The 22,395-nt window shown below is 68.1% G+C and carries 20 protein-coding genes and 1 riboswitch; of the genes, 14 read left to right on the top strand and 6 right to left on the bottom strand.

What is annotated here, in order from left to right; all coding sequences use genetic code 11:
* Window positions 1-76: 76 nt before the first annotated feature.
* Window positions 77-490: a type II secretion system protein N gene (locus PE066_RS09825; RefSeq protein WP_271236365.1), complete on the top strand. Its 414-nt coding sequence runs from the start codon at window positions 77-79 to the stop codon at window positions 488-490.
* Between the two features lie 30 nt (window positions 491-520).
* Here PE066_RS09825 and ilvA read toward each other — a convergent pair whose 3' ends face one another.
* Window positions 521-2,065 carry a threonine ammonia-lyase, biosynthetic gene (gene ilvA, locus PE066_RS09820; protein WP_271236364.1) on the bottom strand — a complete coding sequence of 515 codons (1,545 nt, stop codon included), beginning with the start codon at window positions 2,063-2,065 and terminating at the stop codon, window positions 521-523.
* 319 nt (window positions 2,066-2,384) lie between these two features.
* On the opposite strand from ilvA, the gene PE066_RS09815 reads away from it, so the two are divergent.
* Window positions 2,385-2,834 (top strand): OsmC family protein, encoded by a 450-nt coding sequence (locus PE066_RS09815; protein WP_271236363.1) that lies wholly within the window; start codon window positions 2,385-2,387, stop codon window positions 2,832-2,834.
* On the opposite strand, the gene coq7 is transcribed toward PE066_RS09815, so the two are convergent.
* Window positions 2,835-3,452, bottom strand: coding sequence for a 2-polyprenyl-3-methyl-6-methoxy-1,4-benzoquinone monooxygenase (gene coq7 / locus PE066_RS09810; protein ID WP_271236362.1), 618 nt, complete (start codon window positions 3,450-3,452; stop codon window positions 2,835-2,837). It abuts the gene before it with no gap.
* A 298-nt stretch (window positions 3,453-3,750) separates the two neighbouring features.
* On the opposite strand from coq7, the gene PE066_RS09805 reads away from it, so the two are divergent.
* The 9 genes from PE066_RS09805 (at window position 3,751) to PE066_RS09765 (ending at window position 14,443) form a co-directional block, all read left to right on the top strand.
* On the top strand, window positions 3,751-4,878 hold the full coding sequence (locus PE066_RS09805) for a porin (RefSeq protein WP_271236361.1): 1,128 nt from the start codon (window positions 3,751-3,753) through the stop codon (window positions 4,876-4,878).
* Between the two features lie 175 nt (window positions 4,879-5,053).
* Window positions 5,054-5,737: a DUF3047 domain-containing protein gene (locus PE066_RS09800; protein WP_271236360.1), complete on the top strand. Its 684-nt coding sequence runs from the start codon at window positions 5,054-5,056 to the stop codon at window positions 5,735-5,737.
* Between the two features lie 100 nt (window positions 5,738-5,837).
* On the top strand, window positions 5,838-7,418 hold the full coding sequence (locus PE066_RS09795; RefSeq protein WP_271236359.1) for an ABC transporter substrate-binding protein: 1,581 nt from the start codon (window positions 5,838-5,840) through the stop codon (window positions 7,416-7,418).
* A 168-nt stretch (window positions 7,419-7,586) separates the two neighbouring features.
* On the top strand, window positions 7,587-8,567 hold the full coding sequence (locus tag PE066_RS09790) for an ABC transporter permease (protein ID WP_271236358.1): 981 nt from the start codon (window positions 7,587-7,589) through the stop codon (window positions 8,565-8,567).
* Window positions 8,567-9,796 carry a M20 aminoacylase family protein gene (locus PE066_RS09785; RefSeq protein WP_271236357.1) on the top strand — a complete coding sequence of 410 codons (1,230 nt, stop codon included), beginning with the start codon at window positions 8,567-8,569 and terminating at the stop codon, window positions 9,794-9,796. Before PE066_RS09790 ends, PE066_RS09785 begins: the two co-directional genes overlap by 1 nt.
* Window positions 9,797-9,831: 35 nt before the next feature.
* Complete coding sequence (locus PE066_RS09780) at window positions 9,832-11,406, top strand: ABC transporter substrate-binding protein (protein WP_440480592.1); 1,575 nt, start codon at window positions 9,832-9,834, stop codon at window positions 11,404-11,406.
* A 63-nt stretch (window positions 11,407-11,469) separates the two neighbouring features.
* A complete protein-coding gene (locus PE066_RS09775; RefSeq protein ID WP_271236356.1) occupies window positions 11,470-12,381 on the top strand; it encodes an ABC transporter permease in 912 nt (303 codons plus the stop codon).
* 17 nt (window positions 12,382-12,398) lie between these two features.
* Entirely contained in the window at window positions 12,399-13,391 is a 993-nt protein-coding gene (locus tag PE066_RS09770) for an ABC transporter ATP-binding protein (RefSeq protein WP_271236355.1), read from the top strand.
* A 44-nt stretch (window positions 13,392-13,435) separates the two neighbouring features.
* Window positions 13,436-14,443, top strand: a complete 1,008-nt coding sequence (locus tag PE066_RS09765; RefSeq protein ID WP_271236545.1) for an ABC transporter ATP-binding protein — start codon at window positions 13,436-13,438, stop codon at window positions 14,441-14,443.
* 65 nt (window positions 14,444-14,508) lie between these two features.
* On the opposite strand, the gene zwf is transcribed toward PE066_RS09765, so the two are convergent.
* Entirely contained in the window at window positions 14,509-15,969 is a 1,461-nt protein-coding gene (zwf, locus tag PE066_RS09760; protein ID WP_271236354.1) for a glucose-6-phosphate dehydrogenase, read from the bottom strand.
* Window positions 15,970-16,090: 121 nt separating this feature from the next.
* On the opposite strand from zwf, the gene tal reads away from it, so the two are divergent.
* The 3 genes from tal to PE066_RS09745 all read left to right on the top strand — a co-directional run bounded on the left by tal (window position 16,091) and on the right by PE066_RS09745 (window position 19,127).
* A complete protein-coding gene (gene tal, locus PE066_RS09755) occupies window positions 16,091-17,038 on the top strand; it encodes a transaldolase (protein ID WP_271236353.1) in 948 nt (315 codons plus the stop codon).
* A gap of 2 nt (window positions 17,039-17,040) precedes the next feature.
* Window positions 17,041-18,600: a glucose-6-phosphate isomerase gene (gene pgi / locus PE066_RS09750; RefSeq protein WP_271236352.1), complete on the top strand. Its 1,560-nt coding sequence runs from the start codon at window positions 17,041-17,043 to the stop codon at window positions 18,598-18,600.
* Between the two features lie 158 nt (window positions 18,601-18,758).
* On the top strand, window positions 18,759-19,127 hold the full coding sequence (locus PE066_RS09745; protein ID WP_271236351.1) for a DUF805 domain-containing protein: 369 nt from the start codon (window positions 18,759-18,761) through the stop codon (window positions 19,125-19,127).
* Between the two features lie 169 nt (window positions 19,128-19,296).
* Here the strand turns inward: PE066_RS09745 and groL are convergent, their stop codons facing one another.
* The 3 genes from groL to ribB all read right to left on the bottom strand — a co-directional run bounded on the left by groL (window position 19,297) and on the right by ribB (window position 22,132).
* Window positions 19,297-20,943 carry a chaperonin GroEL gene (gene groL, locus PE066_RS09740; RefSeq protein WP_271236350.1) on the bottom strand — a complete coding sequence of 549 codons (1,647 nt, stop codon included), beginning with the start codon at window positions 20,941-20,943 and terminating at the stop codon, window positions 19,297-19,299.
* Between the two features lie 80 nt (window positions 20,944-21,023).
* On the bottom strand, window positions 21,024-21,320 hold the full coding sequence (locus PE066_RS09735; protein ID WP_271236349.1) for a co-chaperone GroES: 297 nt from the start codon (window positions 21,318-21,320) through the stop codon (window positions 21,024-21,026).
* A gap of 149 nt (window positions 21,321-21,469) precedes the next feature.
* Complete coding sequence (gene ribB / locus PE066_RS09730; RefSeq protein ID WP_271236348.1) at window positions 21,470-22,132, bottom strand: 3,4-dihydroxy-2-butanone-4-phosphate synthase; 663 nt, start codon at window positions 22,130-22,132, stop codon at window positions 21,470-21,472.
* 103 nt (window positions 22,133-22,235) lie between these two features.
* A riboswitch (FMN riboswitch) is annotated at window positions 22,236-22,390 on the bottom strand.
* Window positions 22,391-22,395 lie beyond the last annotated feature (5 nt).

Below are 22,395 nucleotides of genomic sequence, written 5' to 3'. Positions count from 1 at the left end.
GGTCCAAAGACAAATCGCTTGCCATGATAATGGCCGCATGGTGAGCAATGCCGCGGCCAACTGGACAGTAAAAGGCGTGACCTTGCTCGTCTGGGCCGCCGCTGCCGCCAGTGCCGCCTACTGGGGTCTGAAGATGTCCGGCCAGGGAGCGGCCGGCCCCGTCGTTGCGGCCGGGTTGCGCCAACCCGCGGCCGCCGACCCGGCAGCCGTTGCGCGTCTGCTGGGTGCCAGCGGCGGGACCGCGCAGGCAGCGGCCAGCCCCCAGCCCAGCGCCGCCAGCCGTTTCCAGCTGGTCGGGGTGGTGGCCGACAAGTCCGAGCAGGGCGCTGCCTTGATCGTGGTCGATGGCAAGCCGGCCAGGCCGTATCGCGTCGGCGCGCGCGTCGACGAGGGTCTGGTGCTGCAGTCGGTGCAGTCGCGCCGGGCGGTGCTCGCGCCTTCGATGCAGGGCGAGCCGGCGGTCACGCTGGAACTGCCCGTGCCGCGCTGAAGCGGCCGGACGATCACCGCGCTGCGCCGCTCAGGCGCGCAGGAACAGCCGGTACGCCGGGTTGGCGGTTTCTTCCACGTACGGGTAGCCGAGCGTGTCCAGGAACACCTGGAAGGCCGTGTCGTCGGCCGTCGGCACCTGCAGTCCGACCAGGATGCGTCCGTAGTCGGCGCCCTGGTTTCGGTAGTGGAACAGCGAGATGTTCCAGTTCGGCTGCATGTGCGAGAGAAAGCGCAGCAGCGCGCCGGGCCGCTCGGGGAACTCGATGCGGAGCAGGCGCTCGTCGCAGGCCAGCCCCGAAGGGCCGCCGACCATGTGGCGGATGTGCTCCTTGGCCAGTTCGTCGTGCGTCAGGTCCAGCGCCTGGAAGCCGTTGCGGGTGAAAGTGGCCGCGATGCGCGCCGACTCGCCCTTGCCGTGCGTGGTCAGGCCGACGAACACGTGGGCGGTGTCGGCGTCGCTGATGCGGTAGTTGAACTCGGTAACGTTGCGTGGGCCGCCCGGCAGCGAGCCGATCAGCTCGCAAAAGCGCCGGAAGCTGCCGCGTTCCTCGGGCAGGGTGACCGCAAACAGGGCTTCGCGCTCCTCGCCGACCTCGGCGCGCTCGGCCACGAAGCGCAGCCGGTCGAAGTTCATGTTGGCGCCGCACAGGATGGCGGCATAGGTTTCGCCGCGGGTCTTGTGCCGCGCCACGTACTGCTTGATCGCGGCCACCGCCATGGCGCCGGCCGGCTCGACGATGCTGCGGGTATCGACGAACACGTCCTTGATGGCGGCGCAGACGGCGTCGGTGTCCACCGTCATGAATTCGTCCACCAGCTCGCGCGCCAGGCGGAAGGTTTCCTCGCCCACCAGCTTGACGGCGGTGCCGTCGGAGAACAGGCCGACGTCCGCCAGGTTCACGCGCTGGCGCGCCTGCACCGACTGCAGCATGGCGTCGGAATCGTCCATCTGGACGCCGATCACCTTGATCTCGGGCCGCACTGCCTTGATGTAGGAGCCCACGCCCGACACCAGCCCGCCGCCGCCGATCGCCACGAACACCGCATCCAGCGGCCCCTGGTGCTGGCGCAGGATCTCCATGCCGATGGTGCCCTGGCCGGCGATCACGTCGGGGTCGTCGAACGGGTGGATGAAGGTCAGCCCCTCGCGCTGGCACAGCTCGGCGGCGTGACCGTAGGCATCCGAGTAGCTGTCGCCGTGCAGCACGACTTCGCCGCCCAGCGACTTGACCCCTTCGATCTTCAGTTGCGGCGTCGTCACCGGCATCACGATCACGGCGCGCGTGCCCAGCCGGTGGGCGGCCATCGCCACGCCCTGGGCGTGGTTGCCGGCGGAGGCGCAGATCACGCCGCGCCGCAGCTCCTCCGGCGCCAGTTGCACCATCTTGTTGTAGGCGCCGCGCAGCTTGAAGCTGAAGACGGCCTGCTGGTCCTCGCGCTTGAGCAGCACCTTGTTGTGCAGGCGCCGGCTCAGGGCCCGGGCCGGCTCCAGCGCGGATTCCACCGCCACGTCATAGACGCGGGCCGTCAGGATCTTCTTGAGGTAGTCCGCCGGCTTCAGGGGCTTGTTCATGAGTTGATCATAGGAGGCGAGTACGGGCATCCCGGGCGCCAGCGCGGGAGCCAATGAACCACCCGGCCCATGCGAAATCCCGGATTCCCGCCGTCGCTTGAATGGCAAGTCGGGATGCGTCCCCGGCATGAAAAAAGCCCCCGGCGCCTTGCGGTCCGGGGGCCAAGTCCACCAAACGAGAGGTGGAGGAGACAAGCGTCCGCACAACGCGATTCGTTATGCTTCGATGCAAGTATAGCGGGTCAATGCTGCGTTGCAGCAACCAACTCGTCCGGAAGTTGATCTGGCGCACGAATGTGTCGCCGCAGGAACACATCGAATGGAATGCAACGTCACCTGGACCGGCCCTGCCGGCACCCGCTCCGGCATGGGTTTCGTCGCCGAAACCGGCAGCGGCCACGTGCTGGCGATGGACGGGGCGCCCGACGAGGCGCGCCCCGAGAATGGCGGCCGCAACCTTGCGCCGCGGCCGATGGAAACCGTGCTGGCTGGCACCGGCGGCTGCACCGCCTACGACGTGGTCCTCATTCTCAAGCGGGGTCGCCACGCAGTGAGTGGATGCTCCGTGCAGTTGAAAGCGGAGCGGGCCGATGCCGATCCGAAGGTGTTCACCCGCATCCACATGCACTTCACGGTGCGCGGCAAGGGCCTGCCGGCGGCGGCGGTGGAGCGCGCCATCGCCATGAGCCACGAGAAGTACTGCTCCGCCAGCATCATGCTGGCGAAAACGGCGGCGATCACCACCAGCTTCGAACTGATCGAGGGCTGATCAGACGTAGTGCGCGGTGGTCGTCATCACCCTGGCGGCCGCGCGCATCAGGCCCTTGGCCACAGCCGGCAGCTCCGCCGCGCCGGCTTCGGCCGCCTGTGCCGCGTGGCCGGCCTCGTCTTCCTTCATCTGGGCGACGATGGCGCGGGAGGCGTGATCCGCCTGCGGCAGGCGCTCCAGGTGGCCGGCCAGGTGGGCCTCGACCTGGCGCTCGGTCTCGACCACGAAGCCCAGGCTGATGGGATCGCCCAGCCGGCCGGCGACCAGCCCGAGGGCGAAGGCGCCGGCGTACCACAGGGGATTGAGCAGCGAGGGCCGCGAGCCCAGTTCATCCAGCCGTGAACGGGTCCAGGCCAGGTGATCGGTCTCCTCGCGGGCAGCGCGTTCGTAGTGCTGGCGCAGGGCCGGGTTGGCGGTGGCGGCCGCCTGCGCCGTGTAGAGCGCCTGCGCACAGACTTCCCCGACGTGGTTCACCCGCATCAAGGCAGCGGCCTCGCGGCGCTGGGGCAAAGTGAGCACTGTCTCATCTCCCGCCATCGTGGGGCAGGGGCGCACCGCCCGGTGATGGCCGAAAAGGGTGCGAAGCGCGCTGTCGGCAGCGCCGAGGAGTCGGTCCATCGGGTAAGTTTAGGGCGATCGGCGTGTGGCCGGCATCGCCAGGCTTTGCGCCGTGCGCGCAAGGATTCGCCAAGCTTGTGTTGCTTGCCGCCCACCCCGTGGCAGGGCATGTTGTCCGGGTGCAACGAAACGTCCGCTCACGGGGCTAAATACTTTGCGAAAGAAAAGCCGCTCTGGTGCAATAGCGTCAACTTCCCAAAAGGAGGTTGGCCCGGGGATCCGGCGGGAGCAAGCGAGTGTCTGCATGAGCTGAGCCCTTCCGAACCGGAGCCCTATGTTTAACCTTGGAGAAACTTGCATGAAAAAGTCCCTGATCGCCCTGGCCGTGCTGGCTGCCGCCGGCACCGCTTCGGCTCAGTCGTCCGTCACGCTGTTCGGTATCGTCGACGCGACGGTCCAGCGCGTGTCCAACAACGGCGGCCCCAGCGTCACGCGCCTGACCAACTCGGGCTACAACAGCTCGCGTCTGGGCTTCCGCGGCACCGAAGACCTGGGCGGCGGCATGTCCGCTTCCTTCTGGCTGGAAGTCGGCCTGAACAACGATGACGGCACCGGCGCGGCCACCAACGTCAACAACCAGAACACTGCCAACGCCACTGCCGCGCCCCGCGCTGGCACGCAAGGCCTGACCTTCAACCGCCGCTCCACGGTCAGCCTCGCCGGCGGCTGGGGTGAAGTGCGCCTGGGTCGTGACTACACCCCGCAGTTCTTCAACCTGACGGTCTTCGATCCGTTCGGCACCAACGGCGTGGGCACCACCCAGACCCTGAGCAGCATCATCACCGGCCCGACCGCCGTCCGTGCTTCCAACAGCATCGGCTACTTCCTGCCCGGCAACCTGGGTGGCTTCTACGGCCAGCTCCAGTACTACATGGGCGAGAACGCCAACAACGTCGCCAACAAGAAGGACGGCACGGGCTGGGGTGGTCGCGTCGGCTATGCCGCCGGCCCGTTCAACGTGGCGCTGTCGCTCAGCCGTACCGACTACGCGGCTGCCACCGTCGCCGCGGCCAGCGCTGCTGGCGGCCTGGGTGGTGCCGCTGGCTCCAACGTCAAGCAGAACAACATCGGCGGCCAGTGGGACTTCGGCATGGCCAAGCTGATGGGTCACTACAGCTGGGATTCGCTGGGCACGACCGACGCCAAGGGTTGGCTGATCGGCGGCCTGGTGCCGGTGGGCGCTGGCGAAATCCGCGCCTCCTTCTCGCAGTACACGGTCGACAACGCCGCTGGCGCCGATCCGCGCAGCCGCAAGTTCGCGCTGGGCTACGTGCACAACCTGTCCAAGCGCACGGCTCTGTACACGACCTACGCCCGCGTGCGTAACAGCAACGGCGCCGCCGCTGCGGTCGCCGGCGGCGCTGGCGCCCCGGTCGCCAACGGTTCTTCCTCGGGCTTCGACCTGGGTATCCGTCACAGCTTCTAATTCAAGGGCCGGGCAACCGGCCTGAGAAAAAGAAACTTGAAAAAGCCGCCTCCGGGCGGCTTTTTTTTTGCCCATGCACTTCCTGAAGTCGATCTCTTCTCGCCGGCTGTCCTCCATCGGCCTGGCGGCGGCCTTTCTGGCGGGTTGCGCAACGGCACCGGAACCGCCCCAAGCCTTGGCCGAAAGCGCCTGGGCGCTCGCTTCCACGGTCTCGGGTGGCGGGCCTGCAACGGAACCCTGGCAGCACCTGCGGTTGCCCGGCAAGGCCGAGGTCCGGTTCGCTCCGGTGAGGCTGGCGGGACGCGACGCGCTGGCGGCAAGCGCCGATTCGGCGGCCAGCGTCGTGCGCCGCAAGGTCCGGGTAGAGCCGCAGGCGCTGGGGCTGGTTCGCTTTTCCTGGATGGTCCCCGAGCTGATCGCCGACGCCGACCTGGCCTCGCGCCAGGCCGACGACGCGCCGGTGCGGATCGTGCTGGCGTTCGAGGGTGACCGCTCCCGCTTTTCCCCCAAGGACGCCATGCTGGCCGAACTGGTGCGCGCCCTGACAGGCGAGGAGATGCCCTACGCCACGCTGATGTACGTCTGGGCCAACCAGCGATTGGAAGGCAGCGTGGTGCACAGCCCCAGCACCGGCCGCATCCGCAAGATCGTCGTCGAGTCGGGCCCCGCGCGCCTGGGGCACTGGCTGGACTACGAACGTGACGTGCGCGCCGACTTCGAGCGCGCATTCGGCGAGCCGCCCGGCGCCCTGACCGGAGTCGCGGTGATGACGGACAGCGACAACACGCGCAGCTCGGTCAAGGCCTGGTATGGCCCCGTTCGCCTGCTGCCGCAGGCCGCCGCCGCGTCCAGGCCGTAGGACATGGCCTGCCGGCGGCGAGCCGGTGGAAACCCCTTTGACGGGCGCCGACCGGCTCTGCATAGTCGCGCGTTCCGAACTATACAAAGAGGACCATCCCATGAAGTTCAAGACCGCGCTCGTGTGTGCCGCCGCGGCTGCCGCGCTCGCCGGCGCGCCGGCCCTGCAGGCCAAGCCGTTCAAGTGGACCAGTGCGAGCGACATCCCGACCCTGGACATCCATTCCCAGAACAACGCCCTGGGCAACGGCGTGCACGCCGCGATCTACGACTCGCTGGTCTACTACAACAGCCAGACCTTCCGGCCCGAACCGCAGCTCGCCACCAGCTGGCGGCAGGTGACACCGACGCAGGTCCGCTTCAGCCTGCGCGAGGGCGTCAAGTTCAGCGACGGTACCCCGTTCACCGCTGACGACGTGGTGTTCTCCATCCATCGCGCCATGGCCAAGACCTCGAACTATCAGGTCTACACCCAGGGCATCGACAAGGTCGTGAAGGTCAACGACAACACCGTCGACTTCATGATGAAGGGCCCGAACCCGGTGTTGCTCAACCAGCTGACCGAGCTGCGCATCATGAGCAAGGCCTGGGCCGAGAAGAACAAGTCGACCGAGCCCAAGGACATCCGCACCAAGGACGAGACCTTCGCCCACCGCAATGCCATGGGCACCGGCCAGTACACGGTCAAGGAGTGGCAGCCCGACCAGCGGCTGGTGCTGGTGAAGAACCCCAACTACTGGGGCAAGACCGACAGCAACGTCACCGAGATCATCTACAGCCCGATCAAGGCCGAAGCCACGCGGGTTGCCGCGCTGCTGTCGGGCGAAGTCGATTTCGTGCTCGACCCGAGTCCGCAGGACCTGGCGCGCATGCGGGCCCACCCGAACCTGAAGGTGATCGATGGCGTGGAAAACCGCACCATCTTCTTCGGCATGGACCAGCACCGCGAGGAACTGCCGGGGTCCAACATCAAGGGCAAGAACCCGCTGAAGGACCAGCGCGTGCGCCGTGCCCTGTACCAGGCCATCGACAGCGACGCCCTGCACCGGGTGACCATGCGCGGGCTGTCGCAGCCCACCGGCACCATCGTCGCCCCGCAGGTGGCCGGCTGGACCGAAGCCGTGCACAAGCGCATGCCGTACGACACCGAGGGCGCGAAGAAGCTGCTGGCCGAAGCGGGCTACCCGCAGGGCTTCGAGGTCGACTTCGCCTGCCCGAACAACCGCTACATCAACGACGAGGAGATCTGCCAGGCGGTGACCGCCATGTGGGCGCGCATCGGCGTCAAGGCCAAGTTGCGCACGCTGCCGCTGGTGACCTACTTCCCGATGATCCAGCGCTACGAGGCCAGCATCTACATGCTGGGCTGGGGCGTGCCCACCTTCGATGCCCTGTACAGCTTGCAATCGCTCACGCGCTCGGTGGGTACCGGCGGTGACGGCAACTACAACGTCGGCCGCTACAGCAACCAGCGCATGGACTATGTGGTGGACCGGGTCAAGGTGGAAACCGACCTGCCGGTGCGCAACCGCCTGCTGACCGAGGGCCTGCAACTGAGCAACGACACGGTGTCGCACATCCCGCTGCACAACCAGATCATTCCCTGGGGCATGAAGAAGTCGGTGCAGGTGGTGCACCGCGCCGACAACCGCCTCGATTGGCGCGCCATCAAGGTGAACTGACGCGGCGACGCGAGCCCGCCACCTGCGCCAAAGCGGCGCTGACGGGCGACTCCCGAGCCGTCCAACCGCGGGGCGAGAGGGCGCTTTGCAGCCCTCTCGCCCCACTCGTTTTCACCCGTGGCGCAAACAGGCCGCTCTGCTAGCATCCCCCGGCCTTTCGCATTACCGATGTTCGCCTTCATCCTTCGCCGCCTGCTGCAGGCCGTGGTCGTCATGGTCGCCGTGGCCTTCATCGCGTTCCTGCTGTTCCAGTACGTGGGCGATCCGGTCGTGTTCCTGCTGGGCCAGGACGCCACGCCCGAACAGATCCGTGAACTGCGCTCCGCACTGGGCCTGGACCAGCCCTTCTTCGTGCAGTTCGGGCATTTCCTGGTCAATGCGGTGCAGGGCGAGTTCGGCCTCAGCCTGCGCCAGGGCGCCAAGGTCTCGCGCCTGATCGCCGAGCGCTTCCCGGCGACGCTGGAGCTTTCGCTGGTGGCGGCGGTGCTGGCGCTGGCAATCGGCATCCCGATGGGCGTGTACTCGGCGCTGCGTCGCGGCACCTTCCTCAGCCAGACCTTCATGACGATCTCGCTGCTGGGCGTGTCGCTGCCGACGTTCCTGATCGGCATCCTGCTGATCCTGGTGTTCTCGGTCACCCTCGGCTGGTTCCCCAGCTTCGGCCGGGGCGAAACGGTGCAGATCGGCTGGTGGTCCACCGGCCTGCTCAAGGCCAAGGGCTGGCACCACATCGTGCTGCCGGCCATCACGCTGGCGATCTTCCAGCTCACGCTGATCATGAGGCTGGTGCGCGCCGAGATGCTGGAGGTGCTGCGCACCGACTACATCAAGTTCGCGCGCGCGCGCGGCCTGTCCAACCGGGCCATCCATTTCGGCCATGCCCTGAAGAACACGCTGGTGCCGGTGATGACCATCACCGGCCTGCAACTGGGCGGCCTGATCGCCTTCGCCATCATCACCGAGACCGTGTTCCAGTGGCCGGGCATGGGCCTGCTGTTCATCCAGGCCGTGACCTTCGCCGACATCCCGGTGATGGCCGCCTACCTGTGCCTGATCGCGCTGATCTTCGTGGTGATCAACCTGGTGGTGGACCTGTTGTACTTCGCGGTCGATCCGCGCCTGCGCGTGGGCGGCGCCAAGGGGCACTGATGGTCACGGCCGCTGTCGCTGCCCCGCGCCTGAAGGCCAACGGCCGGGCCTTCGCCCACATCGCCCAGTTCCACCCCGAGCTCACGGCCTTGCGGCGCGACCTGCACGCCCATCCGGAACTGGGCTTCGAAGAGGTCTACACCGCCGGCCGGGTGCGTGAAGCCCTGCGGCTGTGCGGCGTCGACGAGATCCACACGGGTATCGGCAAGACCGGCGTGGTCGGCCTCGTCCATGGCCGCGGCCGGGGCAGCGGCCGCATGATCGGGCTGCGCGCCGACATGGATGCCCTGACGATGACGGAGCACAACGAGTTCGCCTGGAAATCCACCCGCCACGGCATGATGCACGGCTGTGGCCACGACGGCCACACGGCCATGCTGGTCGGCGCGGCGCGCTACCTGGCCGAGACGCGCAACTTCGATGGCACCGCGGTGCTGATCTTCCAGCCCGGCGAGGAGGGCCTGGCCGGCGCCCGCGCCATGATCGAGGACGGCCTGTTCGACCGCTTCCCGGTGGAAGCGGTGTACGGCATGCACAACTGGCCCGGCCTGCGCCCCGGCAAGATCGGCCTCACCCCGGGACCGATGATGGCGGCAGCCGACAAGGTCACGATCGAAGTCACCGGCAAGGGCGGCCACGGCGCCCATGCCTACCTGACCATCGATCCGGTGCTGGTGGCGGCCCACATCATCACCGGCGTGCAGAGCATCGTCTCGCGCAACGTGCGCCCGCTGGACAGCGCCGTGGTCAGCCTGTGCGCGCTGCAGGCGGGCGACGTGCACGCAATGAGCGTGATCCCCGGCAAGGCCACGCTGGTGGGCACGGTGCGCACCTTCACCCCCGAAGTGCAGGAACTGGTCGAGCGCCGCCTGACCGAGCTGTGCAGCGCCATCGCGCTGGGATTCGGCGCCACCGCCACGGTGAACTACGAGCGAATCTATCCGGCCACCACCAACACCCTGCGCGAGTCGATGTTCGCGGCCGGCGTGGCCGAGTCGCTGGTCGGCGCAGACCACGTGGTGCGCGACCTCGACCCCAGCATGGGTGCCGAGGACTTCTCCTTCATGCTGCAGGTCAAGCCCGGCGCCTACATGCGCATCGGGCAGGGCGGCGAGGGCAGCTGCATGCTGCACAACAGCCGCTACGACTTCAACGATGACATCCTGCCGCTCGGCTCGGCACTGCACGCCAGCCTGGTCGAGCAGGCCATGCCGCTGCAGCCGGCCTGACCCGTTTCCCACCCGCTCATCAAGGAGCTCACGCCATGAAAATGAAGACAACCCTGATCCATGCGGCCCTGCTGTGCGTGCTGGCCGGCGCGGCCTCGGCCCAGACGGTGCGCATCGCCAACCAGGGCGATGCACTGTCGATGGACCCGCACTCGCTCAACGAGTCGCTGCAGCTGTCGGTGACCAGCAACGTCTACGAGCCGCTGGTCGGCCGCAACAAGGATCTGTCGCTGGCCCCGTCGCTGGCCACCTCGTGGAAGCAGACCTCGCCGACGGTCTGGCGCTTCGAACTGCGCAAGGGCGTGCAGTTCCATGACGGCAGCCCGTTCACCGCCGACGACGTGCTGTTCAGCATGGCGCGCACCCAGGTCGACGGCTCGGACATGAAGAGCTACACCAACGACGTGAAGGCGGTGCGCAAGATCGACAGCCACACGGTGGAGGTCGAGACCAACGACCCGTTCCCGATCCTGCCGGACGTGTTGTCGCAGGTCTTCATCATGAGCAAGAAGTGGTGCGAGGAGAACCAGGCGACCCGTCCGGTGGACCGCCGCAAGGGCGTGGAGAACGCTGCCTCTTTCCGCGCCAACGGCACCGGTCCGTACCGCCTGCGCGAGCGCCAGCCGGGCGTGCGCACCACCTTCGTGCGCAACGGCAACTACTGGGGCAAGATCGAGGGCAACGTGCAGGAGGTGGTCTTCACCCCCATCGGCAACGACGCCACCCGCGTGGCCGCGCTGCTGTCCGGCGAAGTGGACGTGATGGAGCCGGTGCCGGTGCAGGACATCGACCGCGTGCGCAACGCGCCCAACACCCAGGCGCTGGTGGCGCCCGAGCTGCGCACCATCTTCCTGGGCATGGACCAGAAGCGCGACGAACTGCTGTACTCCGGCGTCAAGGGCAAGAACCCGTTCAAGGACAAGCGGGTGCGCCAGGCCTTCTACCAGGCCATCGACATCGAAGGCATCAAGCGCAACGTCATGCGCAACGTGTCGCTGCCCACGGCGCTGATGGTGGGCCCCGGCATCAACGGTTTCTCCCAGGACCAGAACAAGCGCCTGCCGTACGACCCCGACGCTGCCAAGAAGCTGCTGACCGACGCCGGCTACCCCAACGGCTTCGAAGTCACCATGAACTGCCCGAACGACCGCTACGTCAACGACGCGCGCATCTGCCAGGCGGTCGCGGCCAACCTGTCGCGCATCGGCGTCAAGATCAACCTGGCCGCCGAGACCAAGGGCACCTACTTCCCCAAGATCCTGCGCCGCGACACCAGCTTCTACCTGCTCGGCTGGACGCCCAGCACCTACGACGCGCACAACGCGATGAACGCGCTGATGGCCTGCCCGAACGACAAGGGCGCGGGCCAGTTCAACCTGGGCAGCTATTGCAACCCCGAGTTCGACAAGCTCACGCGCGCGGTGCAGTCCGAGACCGACAAGAACAAGCGCAACGCCATGATCAAGCAGGCGTTCGAGATCCACGCCAACGATGTCGGGCACCTGCCGCTGCACCAGCAGTCGCTCGCCTGGGGCGTGAGCAAGAAGGTCAAGGTGGTCCAGCGCGGCGACAACTACCTCGACTTCAAGTGGATCACCGTCCAGAAGTAATCGGCTAGAAGGCACGAGCACCGCGCGGCCCGGCCCCGCGGTGCTCGCTTTGCCGGGAGTCCCATGAGAACGACCCTCGCGCGCTGGTTCGACAGCGACATCGGCTACAGCTTCCGCACCTCGCCCATGGCGATGACGGCGGCGGCCATCGCCTTCATCTGCGCCTTCTGCGCCGCCTTCGCCGGCTGGGTGGCGCCGCACAACCCATTCGACCTGACGACGCTGGAGCTGTCCGATGCCCGCCTGCCGCCCGCCTGGCAGGACGGCGGCAGCAGCAAGTACCTGCTGGGCACCGACGACCAGGGCCGCGACATCCTGTCCGCCCTGATGTACGGCTCGCGCATCTCGCTGGTGGTGGGACTGGTCTCGGTGCTGCTGTCCATGCTGATCGGGGTCGCCCTGGGCGTGCTGGCCGGCTTCAAGGGCGGCTGGATCGACGCGTTCCTGATGCGCCTGTGCGACGTGATGCTGAGTTTCCCGGCGATCCTGGTGGCGCTGCTGATCGCCGGCGTCGGCCGCGCGATGTTCCCGCACGCCCACAACACGGTGGCGTTCGGCGTGCTGATCCTCGCGCTGACCCTGACCGGCTGGGTGCAGTACGCGCGCACGGTGCGCGGCTCCACCATGGTGGAGCGCAACAAGGAATACGTGCAGGCCGCGCGCGTGACCGGCGTGGCGCCGCTGCGCATCATGGCGCGGCACGTGCTGCCCAACGTCACCGGTCCGGTGCTGGTGCTGGCCACCATCCACGTGGCGACCGCCATCATCACCGAGGCGACGCTGTCCTTCCTCGGCGTGGGCGTGCCGCCCACCTCGCCGTCGCTGGGTACGCTGATCCGCGTGGGCAACGACTACCTGTTCTCGGGCGAGTGGTGGATCACCATCTTCCCCGGCGCCATGCTGGTGCTGATCGCGCTGTCGGTGAACCTGCTGGGCGACTGGCTGCGCGACGCGCTCAATCCCCGCCTGCAGTAACCGGGCTGCCTATTCCGATGAGCCTTCTCGAAGTCAAGAACCTGATCGTCGAGTTTCCCGGCCGCCGTGGCACCTTGCGGGCGCTGGACGACATCTCCTTTTCCATCGCGCCGGGCGAGATCCTGGGCGTGGTGGGCGAATCCGGTGCCGGCAAGAGCCTGACCGGTGCATCCATCATCGGCCTGCTCGAGCCGCCGGGACGGGTCGCTTCCGGCCAGATCCTGCTGGAGGGCCAGCGCATCGACAACCTGTCCGCGGACGCGATGCGCCACATCCGCGGCCGCAAGATCGGGGCCATCTTCCAGGACCCGCTGACTTCGTTGAATCCGCTCTACACCATCGGCCGGCAACTGGTGGAGACCATCCAGGCCCACCTGCCGGTGGATGCAGCCGAGGCGCGGCGGCGTGCCATCGGCCTGCTGGAGGACACCGGCATCCCCGCCGCCGCCGAGCGCATCGACCACTTCCCGCACCAGTTCTCCGGCGGCATGCGCCAGCGGGTGGTGATCGCGCTGGCGCTGGCGGCCGAGCCCAAGCTGATCGTGGCCGACGAGCCGACCACCGCGCTGGACGTGTCGATCCAGGCGCAGATCATCCAGTTGCTCAAGCGCGTGTGCCGCGACCGGGGCGCCGCGGTGATGCTGATCACGCACGACATGGGCGTGATCGCCGAGACCTGCGACCGGGTGGCGGTGATGTACGCCGGCCGCATCGTCGAGATCGGGCCGGTGCACGAGGTGATCAACGCCCCGGCCCACCCCTACACCATGGGGCTGATGGCCTCGATTCCCGACATGGACAGCGAGCGCGAGCGCCTCAACCAGATCGACGGCGCCATGCCGCGGCTCAACGCCATTCCGCCGGGCTGTCCGTACAACCCGCGCTGCCCCCGGGTGTTCGAGCGCTGCACCCGCGAGCGGCCCGACCTGCTCGATGCCGGCGCCACCCGGGCGGCCTGCTGGCTGCACGATGCGCTGCAGCCGGCCGCCCTCGAAGGAGCGCAGGCATGAGCGCGATCGCCTTCGAACGGCCGGCTGCCGTGGCCGGCCCGGCGATGGCAGCGCCCGCCGCCGCGCCGCTGGTGCAGGCCCGTGACCTGGCCAAGACTTTCGACGTCTCCGCGCCCTGGCTCAACCGGGTGCTGGAGCGCCGCCCGCGCCAGTTGCTGCACGCCGTGGACGGCGTCAGCTTCGACATCCAGAAAGGCCAGACGCTGGCGCTGGTGGGTGAATCGGGTTGTGGCAAGAGCACCGTGGCGCGCTTGCTGGTCGGGCTGTACGAGCCCACCCGCGGCGGGCTGGTGTTCGACGGCGTCGATGCGCATGCGGCATTCAAGACCGGCGAGGGCCGCAAGCTGCGCCGGCGCATCCAGATGATCTTCCAGGATCCCTACGCCAGCCTGAACCCGCGCTGGAAGGTGGAGGACATCGTGGCCGAACCGCTGCGCGAGCACGGCATCCTGACCGATGCCGCGCAGCTCAGGGATCGGGTCGGGCAACTGCTCCAGGGCGTGGGCCTGTCGCCGCTGGACATGGTGAAGTACCCGCACCAGTTCTCCGGCGGCCAGCGCCAGCGCATCTCGATCGCCCGCGCGCTGGCCACCGAGCCCGAGTTCCTGGTGTGCGACGAGCCGACCAGCGCGCTGGACGTCTCGGTGCAGGCCCAGGTGCTGAACATCATGAAGGACCTGCAGCGCAAGCAGGGCCTGACCTACCTGTTCATCTCGCACAACCTGGCGGTGGTGCGCCACGTGTCCGACCAGGTCGGCGTGATGTACCTGGGCCGGCTGGTGGAGCTGGCCGGTAAGCACCAGCTGTTCGGCCAGCCGCGGCATCCCTACACGCGCATGCTGCTGGACGCGATCCCGAAGATGCACGACACCGGCCGGGCGCGCACGCCGGTGCAGGGCGAGGTGCCCAATCCGCTGAATCCGCCGCCGGGGTGCGCGTTCAATCCGCGCTGCCCGCACGCCAACGACCGCTGCCGCACCGAACGGCCGGCGCTGCTGTCGATCGCCGGCATCCAGGTGGCTTGCCACGCGGTGGAAGAGGGCCGCATCTAGCCGGTGCCGTCGTTCCGGCGTCGCCGCCGCCCCCGCCTGCACCGCGGCTTGGCGGTGCGAACGGCCTACTGCTCCTCGCTCCAGCAGAACCCGTCGCGCGCGATCATCGCGCTGGCCGCGCTGGGCCCCCAACTGCCGGCCGCGTAGGCGCGCAGCCCGGCTTCGTTGCCGGCCCAGGCATCCAGCAACGGCTCGACCCAGCGCCAGGCGGCTTCCTGTTCGTCGCTGCGCACGAACAAGTTGAGCCGGCCGTCGATCACGTCCAGCAGCAGGCGCTCGTAGGCGCCCACGCGCTGCGAGCCGAAGCGTTGGTCGAAGTCCAGGTTCAGGTGCACCGGCACCAGCGGCTGCGCCTGCAGCGGCCGCCCCTGCTGCTGGCCCTGGGCCAGCAGGTGCAGCTCCAGCCCGTCGCGCGGCTGCAGGTTGATCACCAGCCGGTTGGCCGCGCCCAGCGGCGCGCGGTAGATGGCATGCGGCGCCGGCCGGAAGTTGATCACGATGTGCGCGTCGCGCGCCGCCAGCCGCTTGCCGGTGCGGATGAAAAAGGGCACGCCGGCCCAGCGCCAGTTGGCGATCTCCGTGCGCAGCGCCACGAAAGTCTCGGTGGTGCTGTCCGGCGCCACCCCGGCCTCCTGGCGGTAGGCGCGCACGGGTTCGCCGCGCACCGTGCCGGTGCCGTACTGCCCGCGCACCGCCTGCTGGCCGATCGACTCGCCGGTCCAGGGCCGCAGCGATCGCAGCACCTTGAGCTTTTCGTCCCGGATCGCGTCGGCATCCGAGCTGATCGGCGGCTCCATCGCCAGCGCGCAGACCAGTTGCAGCGCATGGTTCTGCACCATGTCGCGCAGGGCGCCGGTGCTGTCGTAGAAGGCGCCGCGCTTTTCCACGCCGAGGTCCTCGGCGATGGTGACCTGGATGTTGGCGATGGTCTCGCGCCGCCACAGCGGCTCGAACAGCGCATTGCCGAAGCGCAGGGCGAACAGGTTCTGCACCGACGGCTTGCCCAGGTAATGGTCGATGCGGAAGATCTGCTGCTCGGCGAAGGCATGCCGCACCGTGTCGTTGATCGCGCGGTTGGACGCCAGGTCGTGGCCCAGCGGCTTTTCCAGCACGATGCGGGTGGCCGGCGTGTTCAGCCCCGCCGCCGCCAGTTGCTCGCACACGGTGGTGAACAGCGCGGGCGAGGTGGCCAGGTACATCACCACGGTGTCCGCGTGGCGTTGCTGCAGGCGCTCCTTCAGCGCGCCGTAGTCTTCCGGCCGCGACAGGTCGAGCCGCTGGTAGTGCAGCATCTGGGCGAAACGGCCGAACTCGTCGGGGCCGGGCCGCTTGTCGAGCTCGACGCGGGCAAACCGGTCCTCGATGAGCCGGCGATATTGCTCGTCGCTGAGGCCGTCGCGGGCGACGCCGATGATGCGGCCGTCGCGCGGCAGCGTGCCGTGCCGGAACGCCTGGAACAACGCCGGCATCAGCTTGCGCCAGACCAGGTCGCCGGTGCCGCCGAAAAGGACGAGGTCGAAGCTCATGAAGGAACGGTGCGGTGGAGCAGCTACTTTAATGGCGTTGGCGCCGGCAGCGGCGCGCTGTCGCCCGGCTCAGTGGCGCGCGAGCCCATGGTCGAGCACCCCAAAGCCCATAATTCCCCGCATGAACCAACTGGAAGCCCTCAAGCAGTTCACCACGGTGGTCGCCGACACGGGCGACTTCCGGCAGCTCGCGCAGTTTCACCCGCAGGACGCGACCACCAATCCGTCGCTCATCCTCAAGGCGGTGCAAAAGCCCGACTACGCGCCGCTGCTGAAGGAGACCATGGCGAAGTTCCGCGGCAAGCCGCTCGACGAAACCATGGACCGGCTGCTGGTGCGCTTCGGCCGTGAGATCCTGTCGCTGATCCCGGGTCGGGTATCGACCGAGGTCGATGCGCGGCTGAGCTTCGACACCAACGCCACGTTCACGCGGGCCGAGCGCATCATCGAGCTCTACCAGGCCGAAGGCGTGCCGGTCGAACGCGTGCTGATCAAGGTGGCGGCGACCTGGGAGGGCATCCAGGCGGCGCAGCGGCTGGAACAGCGCGGCATCCGCACCAACCTGACCTTGCTGTTCTCGTTCTGCCAGGCCGTCGCTTGCGGGCAGGCCAAGGTGCAGCTGATCTCGCCCTTCGTCGGCCGCATCTACGACTGGTACAGGAAGAGCGCGGGCGCCGCCTGGGACGAAGCCGCGAACGCCGGCGCCCATGATCCGGGCGTGCAGTCGGTGCGGCAGATCTGGCTGCACTTCAAGCACTTCGGCATCCGCACCGAGGTGATGGGCGCGAGTTTCCGCAACACCGGCCAGATCCTGGCGTTGGCCGGCTGCGACCTGCTGACCATCAGCCCCGAGTTGATGGCGCAGCTGGCCACCTCCGATGCGCCGGTCGAGCGCGCGCTCGACCCCGAGCAGGCGCGCCGCATGGACCTGCAGCCGGTCAACTACGACGAAGCGGGCTTCCGCTACGCGCTCAACGAGGACGCCATGGCCACCGAGAAGCTGGCCGAGGGCATCCGGGCCTTTGCCGCCGATGCCATCAAGCTCGAAAAGCTGATGAAGGAGGCCTGAGCATGGCCGCGCCGCTGCCGCCCCGCTGTGACGAGACCGCGGCCTGGCCGGCGCTGCGGCAGCACTTCGAGGGCGAGGGCCGGCGCTTCGACGTCCGCCGCGCCCTGGCGGCCGACCCCGGCCGGGTCGAAGCCTTCAGCCTGCAGGCGCCGCACGTTTTCGCCGACCTGTCGAAGAACCTGCTTGCCGCCGAAGGCGAGCGCCTGCTGTTGCAGCTGGCGCGCGAGTGCCGGCTGGAGGCCCAGCGCGACGCCATGTTCGCCGGCGAGGCCATCAACGCCACCGAAGGCCGGCAGGTGATGCACTTCCTGCTGCGCGCGCCTCGCGACGAGGCGGTGCCGCCGGGGCTGGCAAGCGAACTGGCGCAGGTGCACGAAACGCTCGAGGCAATGCTCGCCTTCGCCGAGTCGGTGCGGGCCGACGGGCAGATCACCGACATCGTCAACATCGGCATCGGCGGCTCCGACCTCGGGCCGCAGATGGCGACGCTCGCGCTGGACGAGTTCGTCGCGCCCGACAAGCGCTTCCATTTCGTCTCCAACATCGATGGCCACGAACTGGCCGGCGTGCTGCGCGGGCTGAAAGCGGCGAACACGCTGTTCTTGGTCGCCTCCAAGACCTTCACCACCCTGGAGACCATGACCAATGCGCGCTCGGCGCGGCAGTGGTTCGTGCAACGGGGCGGCACCGACGTGGCCCGGCACTTCGCCGCGCTCACCACCCACGTGCAGGCGGCGGCCGAGTTCGGCATCGAGCGCACGTTCGGCTTCCGGGACTGGGTCGGCGGCCGCTATTCCATGTGGTCGGCCATCGGGCTGCCGATCGCCATCGCCGTCGGCGCGCAGCGCTTTCGCGAGCTGCTGGCGGGCGCGCACGCGATGGACCGGCACTTCCGCAGCGAGCCACTGGAGCGCAACCTGCCGGTGCGGCTGGCGCTGCTGGATGTCTGGTACCGCGACTTCCACGGCTTCGGCAGCCGCAGCGTCGCGCCGTACCACAGCGCGCTGCGCCGGCTGCCGGCCTACCTGCAGCAACTGGAGATGGAAAGCAACGGCAAGCGGGTGGACCGGCAGGGCCGGGTGCTGCCCTATGCGACCTCGCCGGTGGTCTGGGGCGAGCCGGGCACCAATGGCCAGCATGCCTACTTCCAGATGTTGCACCAGGGCACGGATGTGGTGCCGGTGGAGTTCATCGCCGTCAAGACGCCGGCGCACGGCCTGGCGGAGCACCATCCCCAGTTGCTGGCCAACGTGCTGGCGCAGGCGGCGGCGCTGATGCTGGGCAAGGACGACCCCGGCGGGCACAAGCACTTCCCTGGCAACCGGCCGAGCACGCTGCTGCTGCTGGACCGGCTCGATCCGCAAAGCCTGGGCGCGCTGATCGCGCTGTACGAGCACCGCGTGTTCTGCGCCGGTGCCATCTGGGGCATCAACAGCTTCGACCAGTGGGGCGTCGAGCTGGGCAAGGTGCTGGCCCGGGACATCGCCCCGCGGCTGGCTTCCGGCGACTTGGCAGGGCTGGATGCTTCCACCGCCGCCCTGGTGCGGCGGCTGCGCGCCTGAATTGAAAGGGCCACCGCCAAGCGCCTTCGGCGCCTCTCCTCAAGGGGCGCCACCAGCGGCCCGGCCAAGCCGGTTTCGCGGCGGCCGCGCACGAACCCAGCCCCTTTTTCCTACGCCCTATGATTCGGGCGCGGGCCGGTGCCCGCAGGAGGGAAAGAATGGATTTCGTCGAGGCAATCAAGACCTGCCTGCGCAAGTACGCCACCTTCGAGGGCCGAGCCGGCCGCGCGGAGTACTGGTGGTTCGTGCTCGGTTACGTGCTGGTGAGCGTGGCCGCGTCCATCGTCAGCGAGCTGCTCAATGCGCTGGTCGGGCTGGCGCTGCTGCTGCCATCGCTCGCGGTCGGCGCGCGCCGGCTGCACGACATCAACAAGTCGGGCTGGCTGCAGTTGCTGTGGCTGGTGCCCTTCATCGGCTGGATCATCCTGCTGTACTGGGCGGTCCAGCCGAGCGGCCCGCCGAACCCCTATGGCGAAGGCCCCGAGCAGCCGCGCAACGACCCGCTGGGGATTCCGCCCGGGGTCTGAGTCCCCACGCACCAAGACAAAACGCCCGCTGCAGCGGGCGTTTTGATTTTCGGTTCGCGCCGAAAAGCATGCGGCGCGAAACCCCCATGAAAAAGGCCGGATCACTCCGGCCTCTTGCATCTGGCTGGGGCACCCGAAGAACGCGCCAGCGCTCTTCGGGTGCATGGACTTACATGTCCATGCCGCCCATGCCACCCATGCCACCCATGCCGCCGCCGGGCATGGCCGGGGCCTCGTCCTTCGGGGCCTCGGCGACCATGGCTTCGGTGGTGAGCATCAGCGACGCGACCGACGCGGCGTTCTGCAGCGCGGTGCGGGTCACCTTGGTCGGGTCCAGGATGCCCATCTCGATCATGTCGCCGTACTGGCCGTTCTGGGCATTGAAGCCGTAGTTGCCCTTGCCGGCCAGCACCGCGTTCACCACCACGCTGGGCTCGTCGCCGGCGTTGGCGACGATCTCGCGCAGCGGGGCTTCCACCGCCTTGAGCACCAGCTTGATGCCGGCGTCCTGGTCGTGGTTGTCGCCCTTGATCTCGCCGATGGCCTGGCGGGCGCGCAGCAGCGCCACGCCGCCGCCGGCCACGATGCCTTCTTCCACGGCAGCGCGGGTGGCGTGCAGCGCGTCTTCCACGCGGGCCTTCTTCTCCTTCATCTCGACTTCGGTAGCGGCACCGACCTTGATCACCGCCACGCCGCCGGCCAGCTTGGCCACGCGCTCCTGCAGCTTCTCGCGGTCGTAGTCGCTGGTGGCTTCCTCGATCTGCACGCGGATCTGCTTGACGCGCGCTTCGATGTCGGCAGCGGCGCCGGCGCCGTCGATGATGGTGGTGTTTTCCTTGCCCACTTCGATGCGCTTGGCCTGGCCCAGGTCGGCCAGCGTGACCTTCTCCAGGGTCATGCCGGTCTCTTCGGAGATCACCTTGCCGCCGGTCAGGATGGCGATGTCTTCCAGCATGGCCTTGCGGCGGTCACCGAAGCCCGGCGCCTTGACGGCCACGACCTTCAGGATGCCGCGGATGGTGTTGACCACCAGGGTGGCCAGCGCCTCGCCTTCGACTTCCTCGGCCACGATCAGCAGCGGGCGCGAGGCCTTGGCCACCTGCTCCAGCGTGGGCAGCAGGTCGCGGATGTTGCTGACCTTCTTGTCGTACAGCAGGACGAACGGGTTATCGAGCAGCGCGCTCTGCTTTTCGGGGTTGTTGATGAAGTAGGGCGACAGGTAGCCACGGTCGAACTGCATGCCTTCGACCACGTCCAGCTCGTTGTCCAGGCTCTTGCCGTCCTCGACCGTGATGACGCCTTCCTTGCCGACCTTGTCCATCGCGTCGGCGATGATCTTGCCGATCGACTCGTCGCTGTTGGCCGAGATCGAGCCGACCTGGGCGATTTCCTTGGAGGTGGTGGTCGGCTTGGACGCCTTCTTGAGCTGCTCGGTCAGCTGCAGCACGGCCTTGTCGATGCCGCGCTTGAGGTCCATCGGGTTCATGCCGGCGGCCACGTACTTCATGCCTTCGCGGATGATGGCCTGGGCCAGCACGGTGGCGGTGGTGGTGCCGTCACCGGCGTTGTCGCTGGTCTTGGAAGCGACTTCCTTGACCATCTGCGCGCCCATGTTCTGGAGCTTGTCCTTGAGCTCGATTTCCTTGGCCACGGACACGCCGTCCTTGGTCACGGTGGGGGCGCCGAAGGAGCGCTCGAGCACCACGTTGCGGCCCTTCGGGCCCAGGGTCACCTTGACCGCGTTGGCCAGGATGTTCACGCCTTCGACCATGCGCGCGCGGGCTTCGCCGCCGAACACTACGTCTTTTGCTGCCATTTGATTGACTCCGAAAAAAGGGGGATGACTTACCTAGTCAGTTGGGGGCAGAGCAGCGGAGCTGGTCTGTCCCCACAAGATCACTTGGACGACTCGACGACCGCGAACAGGTCTTCTTCCTTCATGACGAGCAGCTCGTCGCCTTCGACCTTGACGGTCTGGCCGCTGTACTTGCCGAACAGCACGCGGTCGCCGACCTTCACGCCCACGGGCGACAGCTCACCCTTGTCGTTCTTGCGGCCGGGGCCGACAGCCAGCACCTCACCCTGGTCGGGCTTCTCGGCGGCGTTGTCCGGGATCACGATGCCCGAGGCGGTCTTGGTCTCGTTTTCCAGGCGCTTGACGATCACGCGGTCGTGCAGAGGACGAAGTTTCATTGCATCTCCTTCGAGGAAAGCTTCTAGGTTGGACATCAAAAAGCGCCAACAGAAAGTTAGCGCCAATTAACTTAACGTGGAGCGAGCGCAGCCCATCTGTTAGCACTCATCTCCAGCGAGTGCTAATGATAAGGGTTCGGGCGCCGCTTTCAAGCCTGCGCGGCCCGCCGTTCGCGGAATTTGGCGATCGCTTCGACGGACGTGCAAACGAGACCGTGGCGGCGGGCATAGGCGGCGACTTGCGGTCCGCGGGCCATGCTGCCGTCCGGGTTCATCAGTTCGCACAGCACGCCGGCAGGCGACAAACCTGCGAGCGCGGCCAGGTCGACCGCCGCCTCGGTGTGGCCCCGGCGCTCCAGCACGCCCCCGGCCCGGGCCACCAGCGGGAACACGTGGCCGGGCGAGACGCCTTCGATGTTCGACGGCGTGGAGCGCAGGGCGCACCGGACGGTCTGGACCCGGTCGGCCGCCGACACGCCCGTGCCCACCCCGTGCGCCGCCTCGATGGATTGCGTGAATGCGGTGGCGTATCGCGATCGGTTGACCTCCACCATCGGCCGCAGCTGCAAGGCAGTGGCCCTGTCGGGTGGCAGGCACAGGCAGACGATGCCGCTGCCGTCCCGGATCATCATCGCCATCACGTCCGGGGTGATGCCTTCGGCCGCGCAGATCAGGTCGGCTTCGTTTTCGCGGCCGGCATCGTCGAGGACCAGCACGGGCCGCCCGGCGCGCACGGCATCCAGGATCGCCGGCAGCGGCGCGAACTCGATGGCGAGCACGCAAGCCGTGGGCAAGGGGGTGTCGATCGTCATGAAACGCTCCTGTCGGTTGAGAACAAAAACGCTTCAAGGCCAAGAATGCGGCCGCCCGGCCAACGGCCGCGCGGCAGCGCATCGCGGGCGCCGCAAAGGCACCGCGAATCTTCTTTCATCCGGACTTTGACCGTCGGCCCCAGCATTGGACTGGGTCTGCTGACCCCGCAGTCGCAAGGGCGACTGCGGGCGCTCGCGGGCTCGCAGCTCGCGCTGCCTACCGCCGGTGGGGAGTTCCACCCCGCCCTGAAGACCGCGCCACT

Source organism: Ramlibacter tataouinensis, from assembly GCF_027941915.1.
Taxonomy (GTDB): Bacteria; Pseudomonadota; Gammaproteobacteria; order Burkholderiales; family Burkholderiaceae_C; genus Ramlibacter; species Ramlibacter tataouinensis_C.
The sequence above is the reverse complement of the archived record's forward strand: the minus strand, read 5'-3'. Positions and strand labels throughout refer to the sequence as shown.

What these genes read in the sequence shown, in the direction of transcription:
- ilvA (WP_271236364.1), bottom strand. Translation starts at nt 2,065, where the DNA reads ATGAACAAGCCCCTGAAGCCGGCGGACTACCTCAAGAAGATCCTGACG.
- PE066_RS09815 (WP_271236363.1), top strand. Translation starts at nt 2,385, where the DNA reads ATGGAATGCAACGTCACCTGGACCGGCCCTGCCGGCACCCGCTCCGGC.
- coq7 (WP_271236362.1), bottom strand. Translation starts at nt 3,452, where the DNA reads ATGGACCGACTCCTCGGCGCTGCCGACAGCGCGCTTCGCACCCTTTTC.
- PE066_RS09805 (WP_271236361.1), top strand. Translation starts at nt 3,751, where the DNA reads ATGAAAAAGTCCCTGATCGCCCTGGCCGTGCTGGCTGCCGCCGGCACC.
- PE066_RS09795 (WP_271236359.1), top strand. Translation starts at nt 5,838, where the DNA reads ATGAAGTTCAAGACCGCGCTCGTGTGTGCCGCCGCGGCTGCCGCGCTC.
- PE066_RS09790 (WP_271236358.1), top strand. Translation starts at nt 7,587, where the DNA reads ATGTTCGCCTTCATCCTTCGCCGCCTGCTGCAGGCCGTGGTCGTCATG.
- PE066_RS09785 (WP_271236357.1), top strand. Translation starts at nt 8,567, where the DNA reads ATGGTCACGGCCGCTGTCGCTGCCCCGCGCCTGAAGGCCAACGGCCGG.
- PE066_RS09780 (WP_440480592.1), top strand. Translation starts at nt 9,832, where the DNA reads ATGAAAATGAAGACAACCCTGATCCATGCGGCCCTGCTGTGCGTGCTG.
- PE066_RS09775 (WP_271236356.1), top strand. Translation starts at nt 11,470, where the DNA reads ATGAGAACGACCCTCGCGCGCTGGTTCGACAGCGACATCGGCTACAGC.
- PE066_RS09770 (WP_271236355.1), top strand. Translation starts at nt 12,399, where the DNA reads ATGAGCCTTCTCGAAGTCAAGAACCTGATCGTCGAGTTTCCCGGCCGC.
- PE066_RS09765 (WP_271236545.1), top strand. Translation starts at nt 13,436, where the DNA reads ATGGCAGCGCCCGCCGCCGCGCCGCTGGTGCAGGCCCGTGACCTGGCC.
- zwf (WP_271236354.1), bottom strand. Translation starts at nt 15,969, where the DNA reads ATGAGCTTCGACCTCGTCCTTTTCGGCGGCACCGGCGACCTGGTCTGG.
- tal (WP_271236353.1), top strand. Translation starts at nt 16,091, where the DNA reads ATGAACCAACTGGAAGCCCTCAAGCAGTTCACCACGGTGGTCGCCGAC.
- pgi (WP_271236352.1), top strand. Translation starts at nt 17,041, where the DNA reads ATGGCCGCGCCGCTGCCGCCCCGCTGTGACGAGACCGCGGCCTGGCCG.
- PE066_RS09745 (WP_271236351.1), top strand. Translation starts at nt 18,759, where the DNA reads ATGGATTTCGTCGAGGCAATCAAGACCTGCCTGCGCAAGTACGCCACC.
- groL (WP_271236350.1), bottom strand. Translation starts at nt 20,943, where the DNA reads ATGGCAGCAAAAGACGTAGTGTTCGGCGGCGAAGCCCGCGCGCGCATG.
- PE066_RS09735 (WP_271236349.1), bottom strand. Translation starts at nt 21,320, where the DNA reads ATGAAACTTCGTCCTCTGCACGACCGCGTGATCGTCAAGCGCCTGGAA.
- ribB (WP_271236348.1), bottom strand. Translation starts at nt 22,132, where the DNA reads ATGACGATCGACACCCCCTTGCCCACGGCTTGCGTGCTCGCCATCGAG.